This window comes from Nocardiopsis synnemataformans (genome assembly GCF_965343085.1).
In the GTDB taxonomy this organism is placed as follows: Bacteria; Actinomycetota; Actinomycetes; order Streptosporangiales; family Streptosporangiaceae; genus Nocardiopsis; species Nocardiopsis alborubida.
Genome location: NZ_CBDRFA010000001.1, coordinates 136816 through 153810, shown reverse-complemented (window position 1 = coordinate 153810; position 16995 = coordinate 136816). Strand labels below are relative to the sequence as shown.

Below are 16995 nucleotides of genomic sequence, written 5' to 3'. Positions count from 1 at the left end.
CCGCTGTCTCCAGCCTCATCCCACGCTCTACGGGTGCTTGGTTGAGGTCGCCTGGAGAGGGTCACCCCCTGGGGCGGGGCGCCGCTGTGCGCTTTACGGGCGGGCTTCTCGCGCTGGGGCGGCGTCCCCTCTCGGTGAGTCGGAGTCCACCACCGACAGCGGGAGCGAGGCGGTGAACCGCAGTTCGGCGAAGGCACCGGCCGGGACCGCCGGGGATACCGGGAACACCGGCCTGACCCGCCGGTACCGCTCGCCCTGCTCCGGCCGGGTGTCCTCCTCGCCCCTGTTCGGCCACATCGACATCGCGCGCTCGGCCTGCGCGGTGATGGTCAGCGACGGGTTCACCCCCAGGTTCGCGGTGACCGCCGAGCCGTCCACCACGTGGACGCCCGGGTGGCCGTACAACCGGTGGTACGGGTCGATGACCCCGGTCTCCGCGCTGTCGCCGATCGGGCAGCCGCCCAGGAAGTGTGCGGTCATCGGGACGTTGAACACGTCGCCCCACGTGCCTCCCGGAAATCCGTCGATGCGCTCGGCCAGCCGGGTGGCCGTCTCCTGCCCCGCCGGGATCCACGTCGGGTTCGGCTCGCCGTGGCCCTGCCGGGAGGTCAGCTTCTTCCTTCTGCCCAGCAGTCCCCGCCGGACCGACGTCGTCAGCGAGTTGTCCAGCGACTGCATCACCAGGCCGATGATGGTCCGCTCCGACCAGCGGCGGTTGGAGAAGCTGCGGGCGAACACCGTCGGGTGGCGCGCCGCCAGCCCCAGGAACCGTAGCCAGCGCGGGATCCGCCCGCCGCCGGGCACCTGTATCGCGGTGAGCAGCCCCATCGCGTTGGAGCCCTTGCCGTAGCGGACCGGTTCGACGTGGGTGTTCTCGTCCGGGTGGAACGAGGACGTGATGGCCACGCCCTGGGTCAGGTCCTCCTGCGGTGGCACCTGGCGGCTCATCGCGCCGACGAGCGCCTCGGAGTTGGTGCGGGTGAGCGTGCCCAGCTTCGCCGACAGGCGGGGCAGCGCGCCCGAGTCGCGCATGCGGTGCAGCAGCGTCTGGGTGTTGTAGGTCCCGGCGGCCACGACGACCTGGCGTGCGGTGAACGTGCGGGCGTTCGACCGTCTCCGGGGCGCGTCGGTCCTGAGGGTGTCGGCGGCGAAGCCCCCGTCCGGCAGCTCGCGCAGGCGCTCGACGGTGGTCAGCGGGTGCACCTCGGCGCCGTCGCGCTCGGCGAAGTACAGGTAGTTCTCGGTCAGGGTGTTCTTGGCGCCGTGGCGGCAGCCGGTCATGCACTCCCCGCACTCCGTGCAGGCCCGCCGGTCGGGGCCCGCGCCGCCGAAGTAGGGGTCTCCCACGGACGCGCCGGGTCGGGCCCGGCTGCCGTCGCCGTCCTGACCGTCGCCGAAGCACACGCCCACCGGGGTGAGGCGGAAGGTGTGCCCCACGCCCATGTCCTCGGCGACCGCCTTCAGGTGCACGTCGGAGGGGGTGACGGTGGGGTTGGTGCGCACGCCGAGCATGCGGCGGGCCTGGTCGTAGAACGGCGCCAGCTCCGACTTCCAGTCGGTGATGTGCCGCCACTGCGGGTCCTCGAAGAACGGGTCCAGCGGGTGGTAGAGCGTGTTGGCGTAGTTGAGGGAACCGCCGCCGACACCGGCGCCCGCCAGGATCATCACGTCGCGCAGCAGGTGGATGCGCTGGATGCCGTACATGCCGAGCTGAGGTGCCCACAGGAAGTTGCGGACGTCCCACGACGAGGAGGGCAGCGTCTGGGGGGTGAAGCGGCGTCCCGCCTCCAGGACGCCGACGCGGTAGCCCTTCTCGGTGAGGCGCAGGGCGCTCACCGAACCGCCGAAACCCGAGCCCACGATGAGGACGTCGTAGTCGAAGCGGTCATCGGTCGGGGAGGCGGTGCTGGTGACGGCGGGGTCTGTTCTGCGCTCTGAGGGCACGGCTGGTCTCTCTCCAGGTCATGTGCGGTTGCCCGTAGTGCGCCGGATACGAGTCCGCGATATTGAATGCGCCATCTAGAAATGTGACAACAACTATTGTAATGTTCGTCACTACCGCCGAGTAGGGTGTGTGCCATGTAACACGCGTGGCGTGCCTCGGCGCAAGTTCGTCCCCCTCGCCGCCCACGGGCGGCGGAACACTGGAGGTACTCATGCCCAAGGCTTCCGGCGAGGCGTCCGAGGCGCCTCAGGGCGCGCCTGAGCAGCACGAAGCCAGCGGCGGAACGCGCTGGCGCAGGTTCGCCCTCGTGGCCGTCCCCGGGCTCGCGGCCGCCGCGGTCCTCGGGGGAATGACCACCCAGGGCCTGCTCGCCGCCTCCTTCGCGGTGTCCGGGGACAGTTTCAAGATGTCCGCCGACCAGCTCGTGGGCACCGGCTTCACCCAGTACGGCGACGCCGCCACCTCCGTCGACGGCTCCTCCCGCCCGGTCGGCCTGTCCTCGGTCGGCTCCGCCGAGCTGACCAACCTGTGCATGTCCTCCCTGTGGGATCTGCCCATAGGCCAGGCCACCCTCGTCATCACCGCGGGTGAGTCCACCCCCGTCGAGGGCACCAACCTCGTCCTCGACATCGAGCAGCTCCAGGGCGACGCCGAGTTCGGCTCCATCGAGATCGGCCGGGACGCCAGCACGCTGGACAGGGCCGAGGGCGGCCAGGGACCGGCGGGCGGCTTCGGCCTCCAGTCCGAGAACATCACCGTCTCCGACATGGAGCTGACCACCTGGGCGGTCACCTCCGGATCCCTGAAGCTGTCCGGTCTGAGCCTGGCCGTCAGGCCCGGCGAGCACGAGTGCTTCTGATCCCATGGCCCACGCACTGACCCTGCTCCGCGGGGGCCGGGAGCGCTTCCGGAACTGGCGGCGCGGCCGTCCGTTCTGGGGCGGACTCCTCCTCGTCATCGCCGGAGTCGAGCTGCTGGTCGCGCCGGCCGCGCAGAGCCTGATCCTGCCCATCGACCTGATCGCCTACACCGGCATCGCCGGTGTGTCGGGCCCGCTCATCGCGGTGCTGCTGATCACCCTGGGGGTGCTGAGCTGGTTCCAGACCGCGCAGCACCTCTTCTTCGGGGTGGTCGGGCTCATGCTCGCCCTGGTGTCCTTCGTGACCTCCAACTTCGGCGGCTTCGTCATCGGGATGCTGCTCGGCATCGTCGGCGGCTCCCTCGTCTTCGCGTGGGCGCCCCACGTGAACCGTCGCCCGAGGCGGGGTCGGGGACGCCGACGGGCCGCGGACGCCGACGTCACCGGTCCCGGAACGCCCGACGAGGCCGTCCGCGACCCCCGGCCGCTGGCCGCACTCGCCCTGCCCCTGGCGCTGGCCGTGACCCTGGTCAGCGCCGCCGCGCCCGCCGACTGGCCCTGGGACTGGTTCCTGCCCCCGGACGACGAGGAGGAACAGCCCGCCGACGAGCCCTCGTCCTCGCCCTCCGACGAACCCTCGGCGAGTCCCACCGACCGGCCCACCCCACCGGAGACCGAACCCGGTGCGGACGAAGGGGACGGTGCGGACGAGCAGCCCGAGGACGAGGAGACCGGGGAGGAGCCGGAGGAGAGCGAGGAGGACCAGGAAGCGAATCCGGACGAGTGCGAGATGGGCGCCGGTGAGTCCGCCCTGGCAGGGTCCGAGGAGGAGTTCCTGGACGCCGTCCGCGCCTGCCAGGCCGCCCAGGAGGAGGGGGAGCTCCCCGAGGTTCCGGTGGAGGGGTCCCACGACTGCTTCAGCGGCTCGGTCCGCACCTCCGGCCTGACCGCCGACCGGCTGACGATGAGCGGCGCACGCTACGACGGCGTGGTGGAGTGCCCCACCCTCGACGGCCCCCGGAGGTACATCCGGCTGACCATGAGCCGGGCCGACTTCGTCGACGCCGAACTGTGGTTCGAGGACGCCGGGACCCGGATGAGCCTGGGCCTGCCCACCATGACCATGGACGGATCCGTCCAGATGCACATCACCCGCATGCACGTGCGCATCCTGGGGATCCCGCTCACCTTCACACCGGACTTCCCGCCCCCGCTGCTGCTGCCGTACATGATCGTCACCGACGTGGACGTGGACAACCCGCTGGCCAGCACCGACGTCATGAACATCCCGAACCTCAACGGCCGCTACGGCGGCGCCTGACCCCACCGCCGCACGGGAGGGCGGGGGCGCCGCCACCGCGACGCCCCCGCCCTCCCGCTGTCACAGACCGGAGTCGATCAGACGGCTGGCCTGGCCCACGTGCGACACGTACAGCGCGTCACGGGCCCGGGTGCAGGCCACGAACAGCAGCGTCCGTTCCTGTTGGAAAGCGTGCTCCAGCGCCACCTGGTCGCCGTCGGCGGCCTCGATCGCGGCCTTGGGCGGCAGCAGGTGGTCGCTGACGCCGATCAGCGCCACGCAGCGGAACTCCTGGCCCTTGAGCCGGTGCATCGTTCCCACGCGCACCGCCTCGGCGGAGCCGCTGTCCTCCAGCTGGGCGGTGGGGATGCCCCTGGCCTCCAGCTCCTTGGCGATGCCGCGCACGATCCACTGGTTGCGCCCGGCCACCGCGATCTCCGCCGGGTTGACCCCGGCCTCCAGCCACACCCGCACCCAGTCGCCCAGCGCGGTGAGCTCCTCGGCGCGGTCCTCGCAGCCGCGCACCACCGGCGCCGGACCGCGCAGCAGCGAGCGGTATCCGGCCAGGGTGTCGGCGTTGTCGTCCATGCCCAGGGCCGAACGGCGGTCCAGGATCGGCATGCTCCAGTCCAGGATCTCCTGGGTCACCCGGTAGCTCACCCGCAGCCGCTGACCGCGCCCGCGCACGTTGATGCCGAGCGAGGCCAGCGACACCCGGTTGTCGGACACCCGCTGGTGCGGGTCGCCGACGATGAACAGGTCGTCCGGTCCCTCCGGGACGGCTGCGCGCAGCATCCGCCACTGCGTCGGGTGCAGGTCCTGGGCCTCGTCGACCACGGCGTGCCGGAACAGCGGCTCACCGCGGTCCAGGATCCGCGCGGCCTCGGCGGCCAGCTGGGGGTAGGACCACATCCCCTCCACCCGCATGGCGCCGACGTAGCGCCGCACGGTCTCCCACACCTGGCGGCGGTGCTCGGGGGCCAGGTGCTGCACCCGCCCGCTGCGCTCGCAGCGGATGTAGTCGGGCAGCAGCTCCAGGCCCTTGGCGAGGATGACCTGCTCCCACTCGTCCACCAGGAAGCGGCCGGAGAAGGGCAGGCCGTCGGCCACCGCCACCGCGCGCCAGCGCCGGGCCAGCTCGTCCTTGCCCATCAGGCGGGGCGCCATGCTGGTGTGGGCCTGCACGACCGAGCGAGCGAGGCTGTCGATGGTGGCCACGCGCACCCGGGCGCGCACGCCGGGGTCGGGCAGGAGCTGGTCCAGCCGCTCGGCCAGGGACTGCGCCAGCGCCCGGTTGTAGGTGGTCAGGAGCACCGACTCGCGGGTGTCCTCGGGCCGGGCGGCGGCGTCGCGCTCGGCCAGGTAGGCGGCGCGGTGCAGCGCGATCACGGTCTTGCCGGTCCCCGGGCCGCCGGTGACCTGCGTGGACCCGTTGTAGTGCGCCTCGGTGATCCGGTGCTGGTCGGGGTGCAGGGTCAGCTGCCACTGGTCGAAGGGAGCCCTCAGGGCTCCGGCGAGCTCGGGCGGACCGCTGGGCGTGGGATCGGCCTCAGCGGGGTCGATCCCGGCCGGCGCCTCGGGGCGCAGGTCGCGCGCGAAGCGCAGGGCTTCGTCGCGCGGGCGCACGGTGAGCAGGCGGTAGTGCGTGCCGTCGGCGAGGCGGCCGTCGCCGGTCCGGCCGTGACCCGCGGCGTCGGGGACGACGACGCCGGACCAGTCGGGGGCGATGCTGACGACCCGGACGCCCGGGTCGGCGGCGCCCGCGACGGACTCCAGGTCGGGCTCGTCGCCGACCTGGCAGGCGCGCATCACGGCCAGGGTGTTGAGCTGGACGTCGGGCGTGAGGCGGGTGAAGTCGCTGAGAAACGTCGGGGCGATCGCGAGGGCGGACACGTCGTGGTTTCCTCCGGTCTTCGACCAAGGTGGTGTCTGTGGTGCTCGGGGAGGTCGGAGCGGATGGTCTGGCCTGGGAGAACGGCCTGTGCGGCCGCGGCTCCCAAAGGAATGATGCTCGCCGCGGAATTCCGGCAAACGCCGCTCCCGGTGCGTTTGCCGTCAGGTTCCGGAGGAGTTGGGCGTCTCGTGTTTTTCCAGCTCAGAGGGGCGTTTGCGGAGCTGTGTTCGAGAGGTGCGCGAAGGTTTTTCGGAGCGGTCGGGAGGACTCCCCGTGACCTGCGGTTCTCCGGTCGAACTCAGTGTCCGGAATGGGGGTTATGTATCTGACCGAAATACGGTGAACGGCGTGGGGGGACACCGGCAGAGTGCCTGTTCCGCATGGGGTTGGCGGGGAGGATGAGGGTGCCCTGAACGCACGGAGAGGGCAGGACCGAAAACCGGAAGGGCGGAGGAGGCGCGCCGAGCCCGTACGGCGGGGGAGCGGTTCGCGGTGTGGCCGGTTGCGGACACGCGCTGTGCAGACGCGCGCCGACGCGAGATCGTGTACCAGGGAGAGACCAGGAACCACATGTGGTTCAGGACTCTGCCGGGGTCCGTCCTACCCCGGCAGAGTCCTCAACCACCCTAGAGAAGCGGTACCCAGTCCCCGACCTCCCCAAAGCGCGCGGGGCCGCGAACCTGGAGCGAACGGGGAGCGTGTGCCGGACACGGCCCCGCGGCCGTTCCCGCCCATGGAGAGGACCGTCACCCATGCTCTACCGTGGTGGTGACAAAAAGAGCGGGAAAGGACCGGGCGAGAGACAGTGGCCTCCAATGACATGAGCCGGATGCGGATCTCTGACGCCGAGAGGGACCAGGTGATGGAGGTCCTACGGGAGGCGGCGGCGCAGGGGCGCATCACCCTCGACGAACTCGACGAACGGCTCAACGCCGTCTACGCGGCCAAGACCTACGCCGACCTCGAACCGGTCACCGACGACCTGCCGACGGGCGCCGAGGCGCTGCCGGGCCCCCTTCCGGTGCCGGTGGAGGGCGCTCTCCCGGAGCGCCGCGACGGCGGCGACACCCTCGTCATCCGCTCCCAGGGCAGCGTCGTCGTCCGCAAGGGCGCGTGGCAGGTGCCGCGCCGCGTCGAGGTGTACAACAAGTACGGCTCCACCCGACTCGACTTCCGTGAGGCCTCCCTGACCAGTGCCGTCGTCGAGGTCCACATCGACGCCTCCTGGGGCGCGTGCGACGTGATCCTGCCCGAGGGCGCCACCGCCGATGTGGAGGCGGACTCCTCCTGGCTCGGCATGCTGCGCAACAGCGTCGACTCCCTTCGCCGGGCGTCCGCCCCGCACTTCGTCGTCACCGGTTCCTGCCAGGGCGGCTCCCTGACGATCCGGTACAAGCGGCCCTTCTCCTGGGGTGGTCGGGCGGGCACCGGGAGCTGAGTCCGGAGCCCTGCGCGGTCGCGGTACGGCTCCACGAGCCGGTTGCCGGTTTCGGCCGGGGGCCGGGGCCGGTTCCGGGTGCCCCGGGAAGGCAGACCGGGCACGAGAGTTCCGACGCGTCCCCGTTTCTTGTTCCTCGCGCGGGTCCGTGTGCCTTCGTTCGGATACCCGCGCTCCGCCGGTGCGCCATGATGGGTGACGACGGAAGGGGCGACAGGGTGGGCTTGTGGATCGCGGTGGTCGGAGCGGGCGCGTGCGCCCTGGCACTGGCTCCCTACGCCTGGACCTTCCTGGGCAGCGCCGGGTGCCGTGGTGAGGTCGACACCGTCCCGCACCGGCCCGTGGCCGTGGTCCTGGGTGCCGCCGCCTGGGACGAGGGCCCCTCACCGCTGCTGGCCCGCCGCCTGGACCTGGCCGTGCGCCTGTACGAGAACGGCCGGGTCGAGCGGATCATCGTCTCCGGCGACAACCGCGAGGTGTCCCGCCGCGAGACCGACACCATGACCGCGTACCTGGTCGGACAGGGCGTGCCCGCCGACCGGATCGACGCCGACCGCCACGGCTACCGCACCTGGGACACCTGCGTGAGGGTGCGCGACCTGTTCGGCGTGCGCGAGGCCACCATGGTCACCCAGTCCTTCCACCTGCCCCGCACGGTCGCCCTCGCCCGCGCCGCGGGGATCGACGCCGTCGGGGTGGGCGACTCCAGCATGGGCGCCCGCCGCCGCTCCACCGTGATCGGCTACGCCCGCGAGGTCGCAGCCGCGGTGAAGGCCCTGCGCGACGCCGTACTGCGCCCGGCACCCGCCCGAGCCGAGTTCTAGCGGGTTCCCGCCCGGACAGGGTCACCGTCACCGAAAGCGCGGACGTCACCGCGACCGCTCGACGTAGGAACCGCCGGCGAACCAGCGCAGCGCCGCCCTCAGCCGCCGCAGGTCCCGGGGAGCGCCCGCTCCGACGTGCCTGGCCCGGTACACGGCGATGCCGCCCCGGACACCTCTTCCCCGCAGCCCGAGGCCGTCCCTGCCAGGCCAGAGGACGATGTCGGCGTCGGGTCCGTCCCCGACCACGCTGATCCGCTCGATGTCGTCCCACCTGACCGTCTTCCGCTCGGTGTCGTGCAGGAGGAAAACCACACCCTGTGAGTCCAGGGTGAGGCGGACGGCGGGGCGGGCCCCGGACCAGGCCCGGGCGCCGAGGCCCAGACCGGCCGCCGAGGACAGGAGGACGGTCCACACCAGCGGCGGTGACCATCCCGGCTCGGTGAGCTGTCCGGCCAGCTCGAGCGGCACCAGTAGGACGAGTACGACGACGCACGCCCCCATGAACGCCACGCCCAGGGCCGGTGGGACCGCGCTCCATCCTCTGCCGCCGTCGAAGGTCACCCGCTGGACCGGTTCGGGCACGGAGCCGTCGCGGGGGACGTCGAAAGCCATCCTGGAGGTGGTCCCGGCTCGCAGACGGACGCCGCGCACCGCGCTGGTGCGCCCGGCGGCCCGCACCTGGACGGCGTTCTCACCCGCTGCCAGGGGAAAGGTGTCGCTGTGGCCCGGCGCGACCTCACCCAGGACGGAGCCGTCCACCAGGACCTCCATCCGCTCGACGCTGAGGTTCGCGACCACCAGACCACGCTGCTCCGGCCGCCCGCCGCCCGGGGCGTGCGGGCTCGGGGACTGCGCCACCTGGGAGGTGCCCGGGTCGGCGACCGACTCCCGCTTCGTCTCGGCCAGGGTCGCGGCCGTGCTCGTGCGTCGCGCGATGACCTCGGTGATGGCCTCGGGCAGCCACCGCCCATCGTCATGGGGCCGCGTGGAGTGCGTGGGGGCGGCCAGCTCCTCCAGCACCCGCTCCAGACCGGGGCGGGCGTCGGGGGCCTTGACCAGACAGTCTCCCACCAGACCGACCAGGGATCGGGGCAGCCCGGATAGATCCGGCTCCTCATGCACCACGCGGTAGATCATCGCGTGGACGGAGCCCTCCCCGAAGGGATTGCGGCCGGTGGCGGCGAAGGCCAGTACGCAACCCAGGGCGAACACGTCGCTGGGCGGGGCGACCTCGTGGCCCCGAGCCTGTTCGGGGGACATGAACCCGATGGTGCCGATCACCGGCTGGGCCGCGGTGTAGGTGGGTGAGTCCATGGCCCGTGCGATGCCGAAGTCGATCAGCCGAGGCCCGTCCTGGGCGAGGATGACGTTGTCGGGCTTGAGGTCGCGGTGCACCAGGTCCCGGGCGTGCACCGCCATCAGACCCTCGGCGAGACCCGCCCCGAGCACCGCCACCGACGCGGGCGGCAGCGGACCGTGCCGGCGGACGGCCTGGTGCAGCGAGGGGCCCGGAATGTAGGCGGTGGCCAACCAGGGCGGGTTCGCGTCGGTGTCGGCGTCCACGACCTGGGCGGTGTAGAACCCGCCCACCCTCCGCGCGGCAGCCACCTCGGTGGCGAACCGGTGCCGGAAGTCGGGGTCCTGGGCGAGCTCGGGACGCACGACCTTGACCGCAACCGTGCGCCCGCCCCGGGAACGGCCCAGGAACACCTGCCCCATGCCGCCGCCGCCCAGGCGCGCGTGGAGCCGGTAGGGGCCGATCTGGACGGGGTCGCCGTCGAGGAGGGGTTCGGTCATGGCACCGCTTCCGGGAGGGGGATCGGCTCGGTCGGGATCAGATGATCCCAAGAAACCCGCACCCGCGGACGTTCCTTGCCGGAACCGGCCACCCCCGTGGGCCCGTGCCGCCCGACCCCGGGGCGCGGCCCGTCGCACCGTTCTGGTCGTCCACAGGCGCGGACCGCCTCTGGCGCCACAACGCGGCGCGGTCCTAGCGTGGTAACAGGGGGGTCCCCGGGCTTCTCCGCCTCGTGCTGCCCGCCCCTCGGCCTCGGGGTCCGGGGCCGTCACACCATCCCGGTTGTACACAGGCTGATTCGCGCGCACCGGCTCAGGCGGGATAATCAGCACTATGAACGCGACCACCGACCCACACGACGGCGCGGAGAACGTGGACTGGGCAGCCCTGGCCCCCGAGGGCGGCGCCCGGATCCCCGAGCTCCTCGACCAGATCGCCGGGAGCGACAGCGCGCTCTCCGAACTCCACGACATCATCCACTTCCCCGCGCCCGGACACCTCGCCGCGCCCAAGGCGGTCGACTTCCTGGTCGACCTCGCCTGCGCCGAGTCCACCCCGGCCACCGACCGCTGGCGTCCCCTGAGCCTCCTCCTGGAGTTGGTGGCCGGGCACGCCGAGGACCGCTTCCCCGAGACCCGCGACCTGGACCAGTGGCGCGACGAGGTGGCCTGGGCTGCCTCCAACGACGCCGAGAAGGTCCGCCAGCAGTACCGGGACTGGGCCGAGGAGGCCCCGGACGAGCAGCACCACCACCGCATGCGCAACCGGCTCGCCGTGATGGAGCAGCCCGACGGCGCCGCGCTCCTCCAGGCCGAGCTGGACACCTACGAGGCCGTCCGCGCCCGCGTTCCCGACCTGGTCGCGCTGCTCAGCGGCGGCGCCAACCGCGGCGGCATGGACCGCGCGGGGGAGTGGGTGAGCTACCTGCTGGCCTTCCTGCCCGACGACGCCGAGCGCGTCACCGCCGAGATCACCGGTGCCTCCCAGGTCCTGCTCGCCAAGGACCTGCGCCCGACCCCGCAGGCGCCCACGAGCCTGCGCGACGTGATGAACGTGGTGGACAGCGGCGGCGACCCGCTCCCCGCGGAACTGTTCGCCCTCGGCCTGCTGGCCAGCCCGACCGATATCGACGTCTCCGTCGGCCTCACCCACCAGATGGCGGGCGGGAACCTGTACAACTCCTTCGCCGCCTCGGTGGCGATGCTGCTCATCCACGGCGAGAACACCCCGCGCGAGGCGCTGCGCCGCGTCGGCCGCGGCGGCGGCACCTCCATGGGCTACCAGGGCCTGTTCAACGAGTCCTGGCCGCACTGCGGCGGACACTCCCCGCAGGTCCTGGGCTTCCTGGCGCTGGGCCGCGCGGGCGACCGCGCCCGCCGCCTGCGCCTGGACATCCTCCCCGGCCTGATCAAGGGCGAGAAGGACTCGCGTGCCCTCGTGACGGGCGTCGGCCTGGAACTGGTGCTCGGCCCCCGGAGCAAGGGCCACACCGCCGAGGAGCACGCCGAGGCCGACTACGACGAGGAGACCCTCAAGGTCCTCTGGACGATCGCTGAACTGCCCGCCTCCGCCTGGGAGGACGAGGAGTTCACGCGGACCCTGAGCGCCTGGGCGCTGCCGGACAACGCCGAGGACTTCTGCGCGCTCGTGGGTGCGGAGCCCGAGCCCGAACCGGAGCCGGAGCAGACCGCGGCCCCGCAGCCGCAGCAGCCCGCCGCTCCCCAGCCCGGCGGACTGCTGGGACGCCTCTTCGGCGGCGGACGGTAGGGCGTGTCCGGTCCACCGGTGCGGCGGGGCTCCCGACACCGGCGGACCGGCCGGTCGCGACCGGCCGCCGCGGACCCCGGGCCGCCCCGTGCGGCTCCGGGGCCGGGGCGGGCTCAGCCGTCCGTCGAACCCGGTTCGCGCTCCAGCGCCAGGGCCTCGTCCACGCCGCTCTCGTAGTCGCCCAGGAACATCGGGTCGGGCCGCAGCACCACCGAGCCCAGTGCCGCCACCGCCGCCGGGACCTCCCGGAACCACCCGTACACGGTGGCGAAGGCGCGCTCCTCCATGCTGGAGTCGGCCACGCCCACCGCGTCGATGCCCGCCGAACGGCACAGCCGCACGGCGCGGGGCAGGTGGAAGTCCTGGGTGATGACGGTGGCCTCCCGCACCCCGAACACCTCGTGGGCACGCACGCACGAGTCCCAGGTGGAGAACCCGGCGTAGTCGCCGACGATGTGCTCTCCGGGAACCCCGGCGTCCACCAGGTACGCGCGCATCGTGTCGGTCTCGTTGTAGTGCTCGACGCTGTTGTCACCGGTCACCAGTACGACGTCGACCCTCCCGGCGAAGTAGAGGTCGGCGGCGGCGTCCAGGCGTCGGGCCAGCAGCAGGCTGGGCCGCCCGTCGGGGCGCACGCCGGCGCCCAGCACCAGCGCCACCGGGCGTTCCGGCACGGACGCGGCGGTGTGGCGGTGGTCGGAGGTGGAGGAGAGCACCCACAGGAACGGCACGCAGCCCGCCACCATCGCGAGCACGGCGAGCACGGCGAGGCGCCTCACCCACGTCCGGCGTCCGCGGCGGCCGGACCCCTCGGGCCCTCCGGAAGTGTCGGTGGTTCCGGTGCCGTCGATGGCTCCAGTGTCACCCGTGGTCTCGGCGCCGGGACCAGCAGTGGCGCCGCCTCCGGCGCCGTCGGAACCGGGGGAGGGCCGGTCGCGGAGGACGCCGGTGTCGTCGTCGGACGGGGGGCTCTGGGATGTGGCGGGATCTGGGATCGTCACGCTTGGGAAGACGCCCGGCCCCGCTCCGGAGTTCCGGTACGGCGCAGCGGATCCGCCCGGTTCGGCTCAGGCTCGTGGACGGGTTGGGACCACGGCCCTGGCTTCCGGCCCGGATCGGGCCCGCGAACCGGCTGTCCGCACGGTCCGCGCCGGGGCTAGAGTCACCGCATGTCCTTCCAGTCACAGCACGACGACCTGCCCGCGCGGCTCCGGCGCCTGGCCGACCTCAGGCCGGGGAACATGCGTGAGGGCTCCGGCATGCACGAGTACGACGGCAAGGTCGCCGACCTGTCGCCCGAAGGGGTCCGGGCCGCCCTGTCCGTCCTCGGCGGCGAACCCCTCGACGACCCCCACGACGAGGCCCACCTGGCCGCCTTCGAGAACGCCCTGCGCTACGAGCTGGGCGAACTCCAGCTGCACCGCGCCAACCCCCTGTACCACGTCAACGAGCTCGACCTGTCGGGCTACGACCGCGCGTACGCGCCCCGGGCCGAGCGCGACGCCGCCCGTACCGCCCACCTGGCCGAGTGGCCGCGCGTGGTCGACAACGCGATCGCGGCCCTGGACCGCCTGCCCGCTCCCCTCGCCGAGTCCCTTCTCGGCGCCGTCCGGGGGGTGGCCGACGGACTCCCCGAGGACCTGCCCGCCGACGTGCGCGACGCGGCCCTCGCCGCGCACGCGCGTCTGCTCGCCCACGTCGAGAAGGCGGTGCGGGAGGGGCCCCGCAGCGCCGGGCTCGGCGCCGAGCCGCTCGCCCGCCTCATGGGCAGCGGCGAGGCCGTCGAGGTCGACCTCGCGGACCTGGCCGCCCGTGCCGACGCCGAACGCGACCGCCTCCGCACGCGCCTGGCCGAGTCCGCCGGGCGCCTCGCACCCGGCCGCGACACCATGGAGTTCGTCCGCGAGCTCACCCGCCAGCACCCCGACACCGACGGCGTCCTGGACGCCGCCCGCCGCTGGACGGAACTGGCCGTGGCGTTCACCGCCGAACGCGGCCTGGCGCCCCACAACGACGGCGAGTGCCGCGTGGACGTCTCCCCGCCCTCCCAGCGCTGGGCCACCGCGATGATGGCGTGGTCGGGTCCGTGGGAGGCCGACACGCCCTCCTTCTACTTCATCACCCCGCCCGACGCCTCCTGGACCGCGGAGGAGGCCGACGAGTGGCTGGAGATGTTCAGCCACACCACCCTGCCCGCCGTGAGCGTGCACGAGGTGGCGCCCGGGCACTTCTCCCACGGCCGCGCCCTGCGCCGGGCGCCCGGGCCGGTGCGCCGCGCTCTGCACTCGATGACCTTCGCCGAGGGTTGGGCGCACTACGTGGAGGAGCTGTGCGTGGACGAGGGCTTCGGCGCCTACGCCGCCGAACGCCTGGGTGACCCCGACTGGACCGCCGACCACTTCGAGACCGGCGTGTGGGTGGAGGCGCTCATCCGCGTCACCCGCCTGTCCGTGGCGATCGGCATGCACAGCGGGACCATGACCGTGGAGGAGGCGGCCGCCCGCTTCGCCGAGGACACGCCGCTCCAGGGGCCCGCGGCCCTGGCCGAGGCGCGTCGCGCCACCTTCGACCCCACCTACGGCCGCTACACCTGGGGCAAGCTGGAGATCCTGCGGCTGAGGGAGCGTGCGCGCGAGCGCTGGAGCGACGGGTTCACCCTCGAGCGCTTCCACCGGGCCCTGCTGGACCTGGGATCTCCGCCGATCGGTCTGATCGGCACCGCCCTCGAACGCGGCTGAGTCGAGCCACAACCACAGTTGAGGCCGGCGGCCCATCCCAGGGGGTTGGGACCCTCCGCGAAGCGCAACCACGCACCCGTAGAGCCCGGGCCGCCGCTATGCGCTCTACGGGCGGGTGGTTGGGATTTGTGGAGGGTCCAACCCCCTTGCGGCGCACCACCAGCCCGTGTTCTACCGGTGGGCGGCTGAACTTTGCTGAGGGGGCACCCCCTACGGCGCCCCCCGACCGCCCCGCCGCCTACTCCGGGGCGACCGGACCCGGCAGGCCCAGCCCGGCCAGCGCGGGGCGGACCCGGCCCCGCGCCGCGCCCAGGGCCCGGGCCGCCGCGGCCGCGTCCACGTCGGCCAGCAGCGACACCAGCGCGACGCGGGTGTCGCCCTCCGCCGCGTTCAGCGCCTCCGCGCACACCCGCTCGCTCAGCCCGGTGGCCTGCGTCAGGATGGTCACCACGCGGCCGCGCAGCTTGCCGTTGGTGGCGTCCACCCCCACCATCAGGTTCGAGTACGTCCGTCCCATCCGCACCATCACCGCGGTGGAGAACGCGTTCAGCGCCAGCTTCTGCGCCGTGCCCGCCTTCATCCGGGTGGATCCGGCGATCACCTCCGCGCCGGTGGCCATGCCCACGTGCACGTCCGCGCCGCGCGCCAACGGCGCCTGCGGGTTCGCGCTGATCAGCACCGTCGCGGCCGAGCGCTCCCGGGCCGCCTCCAGCGCCCCGCCCACGTACGGGGTGCGCCCGCTGGCCGCCAGGCCCACCACCAGCGACCCCGGGGCGATCCCGGCGGCGTCGGCCCGACCCGAATCCCAGTCGTCCTCGATCCCCTCCACGGCCCGCGCCAGGGCCTCCCCGCCGCCCGCGTGGTGGGCCACCACCCACGCGGCGGGCACGCCGTAGGTCGGCGGCAGCTCGGCGGCGTCCTGGGCGGCGATCCGCCCCGAGGTGCCCGCGCCGAAGTAGTGGATGGCCGCCCCGCTCTCCAGGGCGGCCACCCCCAGCTCCACGGCCCGCGCCAGTTCCGGCAGGACCGCGCCCACCGCGCCGGGGACCGTGACGTCCTCGGCGTTGATCTGTCGCAGCACGTCCAGCGCCGGGAGCAGGTCGATGTCGTGGGTACCGGAGTTGCGGGCCTCCGTGGGCGCGCGCACGATCACGGCCGCCCCGCCCCCGGTCCCCCCGGAGGGCAGCGGGGCGCCGGCCTCCCGAAGGGCGTCCCCGCCTTCCGGCCGGGTTCCGCGCCCGTCGTCGTGCACAGCGCTCTCCTGTTCGGTCCGCACCGGTGCCGTTCCTTTCCCTCGGTCGATCGTCCCGTCCCGCCGCCGGTCGGAGCCGGGCGGCGGCACGGGACGCCTGCGGTCAGCCGTCGTTCTCGTCCGTGCTCCTGCCGCCGGGGGCCTCGCCCCTGCGACGTCTGCGGTCGTCGTTGATCCGCAGCCCCCGCACCGCCTCGAAGGTCGTCTCCAACGCGGTGCGGCTGTCGGTGTAGCGGCTCTGCGCCAGACCCACGAACAGGCAGTCCACCACGGTCAGCTGCGCGAGCCTGCTCGCGGTGGCCCCCGACCGGAACGTGGTCTCGCGGGCCGCCGTGGTCAGCACGTGGTCGGCGAACCCGATCGGCGAGCGGGGGAAGTTGGTGACGGCGACGGTCCGGGCGCCGCGCCGCCCCGCCTCCGTCAGCGCCTGCACCGTGTCTATGGTCGTCCCGGTGTGGGAGATGCCGATCGCCACGTCGCGCTCGTCCAGCAGCGCCGCGCTGGTGAGCATCACGTGCGCGTCCGACCACGCGAACGACGTGAGTCCGATCCGGTGCAGCTTCTGCTGGAGGTCGGCGCCGACGAACGCGCTCGCGCCCACCCCGTACACGTCGATGCGCCGCGCGCCCGCCATCGTGTCGATGACCGTGCGCAGCACCTCCACGTCCAGGGCGGCGCCGGTCTCCTCCACCGCGCGCGCGTCGGTGTAGGCGATCTTCTGGACCACCGTGACGAGGGTGTCGTCGGGGTTGATGTCGCTGGACAGCTCCGGAGCCGCCCCGCGGGCGCCCCGCGCCTGGCCGGCCTCGGTGGCCAGGGCCAGACGCAGCTCCCGGTAGCCGCTGAAGTCGATGGTGCGGCAGAACCGGATCACGGTGGCCTCGGACGTGGCGCAGTCCTTGGCGAGCTGGGTGATGGAGGAGGCGGCGGCCCGCTCGGGGTCGTCGACGACGTGCTGCGCGACCCGCCGCTCCGCGGGTGCGAGGGAGGGGAGGAGCGACCTGATGCGCAGGACCGTCGTGGGAACGGGCGGCGCGGAGACGTGTCCGGTCTCCGCCCGGCCGCCCGCAGGCTTCGGAATTTCCGCCATGGAGGAAAGTTTCTTTCGGTCGTGGTGAAGAGTCAACGAGGTGAGGGGAAAAAGCGGGAGAATCCAGGATTCCAAGGGACGGCCCCAGCG

The 16995-nt window shown here is 73.1% G+C and carries 12 protein-coding genes; 6 read left to right on the top strand and 6 right to left on the bottom strand.

Annotated elements, in window-relative coordinates; translation table 11 throughout:
* Positions 1-93: 93 nt before the first annotated feature.
* Positions 94-1944, bottom strand: a complete 1851-nt coding sequence (locus ACSIH6_RS00615; protein WP_435105427.1) for a GMC oxidoreductase — start codon at positions 1942-1944, stop codon at positions 94-96.
* Between the two features lie 212 nt (positions 1945-2156).
* On the opposite strand from ACSIH6_RS00615, the gene ACSIH6_RS00610 reads away from it, so the two are divergent.
* Entirely contained in the window at positions 2157-2804 is a 648-nt protein-coding gene (locus ACSIH6_RS00610; RefSeq protein ID WP_435105425.1) for a DUF6230 family protein, read from the top strand.
* Between the two features lie 4 nt (positions 2805-2808).
* The gene (locus ACSIH6_RS00605) at positions 2809-4125 is read left to right on the top strand and encodes a DUF6114 domain-containing protein (RefSeq protein ID WP_435105423.1); all 1317 of its coding nucleotides are present in this window, start codon (positions 2809-2811) and stop codon (positions 4123-4125) included.
* Positions 4126-4185: 60 nt separating this feature from the next.
* Here ACSIH6_RS00605 and ACSIH6_RS00600 read toward each other — a convergent pair whose 3' ends face one another.
* On the bottom strand, positions 4186-5997 hold the full coding sequence (locus tag ACSIH6_RS00600; RefSeq protein ID WP_435105421.1) for a UvrD-helicase domain-containing protein: 1812 nt from the start codon (positions 5995-5997) through the stop codon (positions 4186-4188).
* An 830-nt stretch (positions 5998-6827) separates the two neighbouring features.
* On the opposite strand from ACSIH6_RS00600, the gene ACSIH6_RS00595 reads away from it, so the two are divergent.
* Together ACSIH6_RS00595 and ACSIH6_RS00590 are read left to right on the top strand one after the other, a co-directional pair.
* Positions 6828-7436, top strand: a complete 609-nt coding sequence (locus ACSIH6_RS00595) for a DUF1707 SHOCT-like domain-containing protein (protein ID WP_435105419.1) — start codon at positions 6828-6830, stop codon at positions 7434-7436.
* Between the two features lie 218 nt (positions 7437-7654).
* Positions 7655-8260, top strand: a complete 606-nt coding sequence (locus tag ACSIH6_RS00590; RefSeq protein ID WP_435105417.1) for a SanA/YdcF family protein — start codon at positions 7655-7657, stop codon at positions 8258-8260.
* Between the two features lie 45 nt (positions 8261-8305).
* Here the strand turns inward: ACSIH6_RS00590 and ACSIH6_RS00585 are convergent, their stop codons facing one another.
* A complete protein-coding gene (locus ACSIH6_RS00585) occupies positions 8306-10057 on the bottom strand; it encodes a serine/threonine-protein kinase (RefSeq protein ID WP_435105415.1) in 1752 nt (583 codons plus the stop codon).
* Between the two features lie 334 nt (positions 10058-10391).
* On the opposite strand from ACSIH6_RS00585, the gene ACSIH6_RS00580 reads away from it, so the two are divergent.
* Positions 10392-11825: a hypothetical protein gene (locus ACSIH6_RS00580; protein WP_435105413.1), complete on the top strand. Its 1434-nt coding sequence runs from the start codon at positions 10392-10394 to the stop codon at positions 11823-11825.
* 113 nt (positions 11826-11938) lie between these two features.
* Here the strand turns inward: ACSIH6_RS00580 and ACSIH6_RS00575 are convergent, their stop codons facing one another.
* Positions 11939-12826, bottom strand: coding sequence for a SanA/YdcF family protein (locus ACSIH6_RS00575; protein WP_435105410.1), 888 nt, complete (start codon positions 12824-12826; stop codon positions 11939-11941).
* A gap of 168 nt (positions 12827-12994) precedes the next feature.
* Between ACSIH6_RS00575 and ACSIH6_RS00570 the strand changes: the two genes are divergently transcribed.
* Positions 12995-14563, top strand: a complete 1569-nt coding sequence (locus ACSIH6_RS00570) for a DUF885 family protein (RefSeq protein ID WP_435105408.1) — start codon at positions 12995-12997, stop codon at positions 14561-14563.
* 238 nt (positions 14564-14801) lie between these two features.
* Here the strand turns inward: ACSIH6_RS00570 and ACSIH6_RS00565 are convergent, their stop codons facing one another.
* Complete coding sequence (locus ACSIH6_RS00565; RefSeq protein WP_435105406.1) at positions 14802-15839, bottom strand: N-acetylmuramic acid 6-phosphate etherase; 1038 nt, start codon at positions 15837-15839, stop codon at positions 14802-14804.
* Positions 15840-15918: 79 nt separating this feature from the next.
* Positions 15919-16905, bottom strand: a complete 987-nt coding sequence (locus ACSIH6_RS00560) for a MurR/RpiR family transcriptional regulator (RefSeq protein WP_435105404.1) — start codon at positions 16903-16905, stop codon at positions 15919-15921.
* Positions 16906-16995 lie beyond the last annotated feature (90 nt).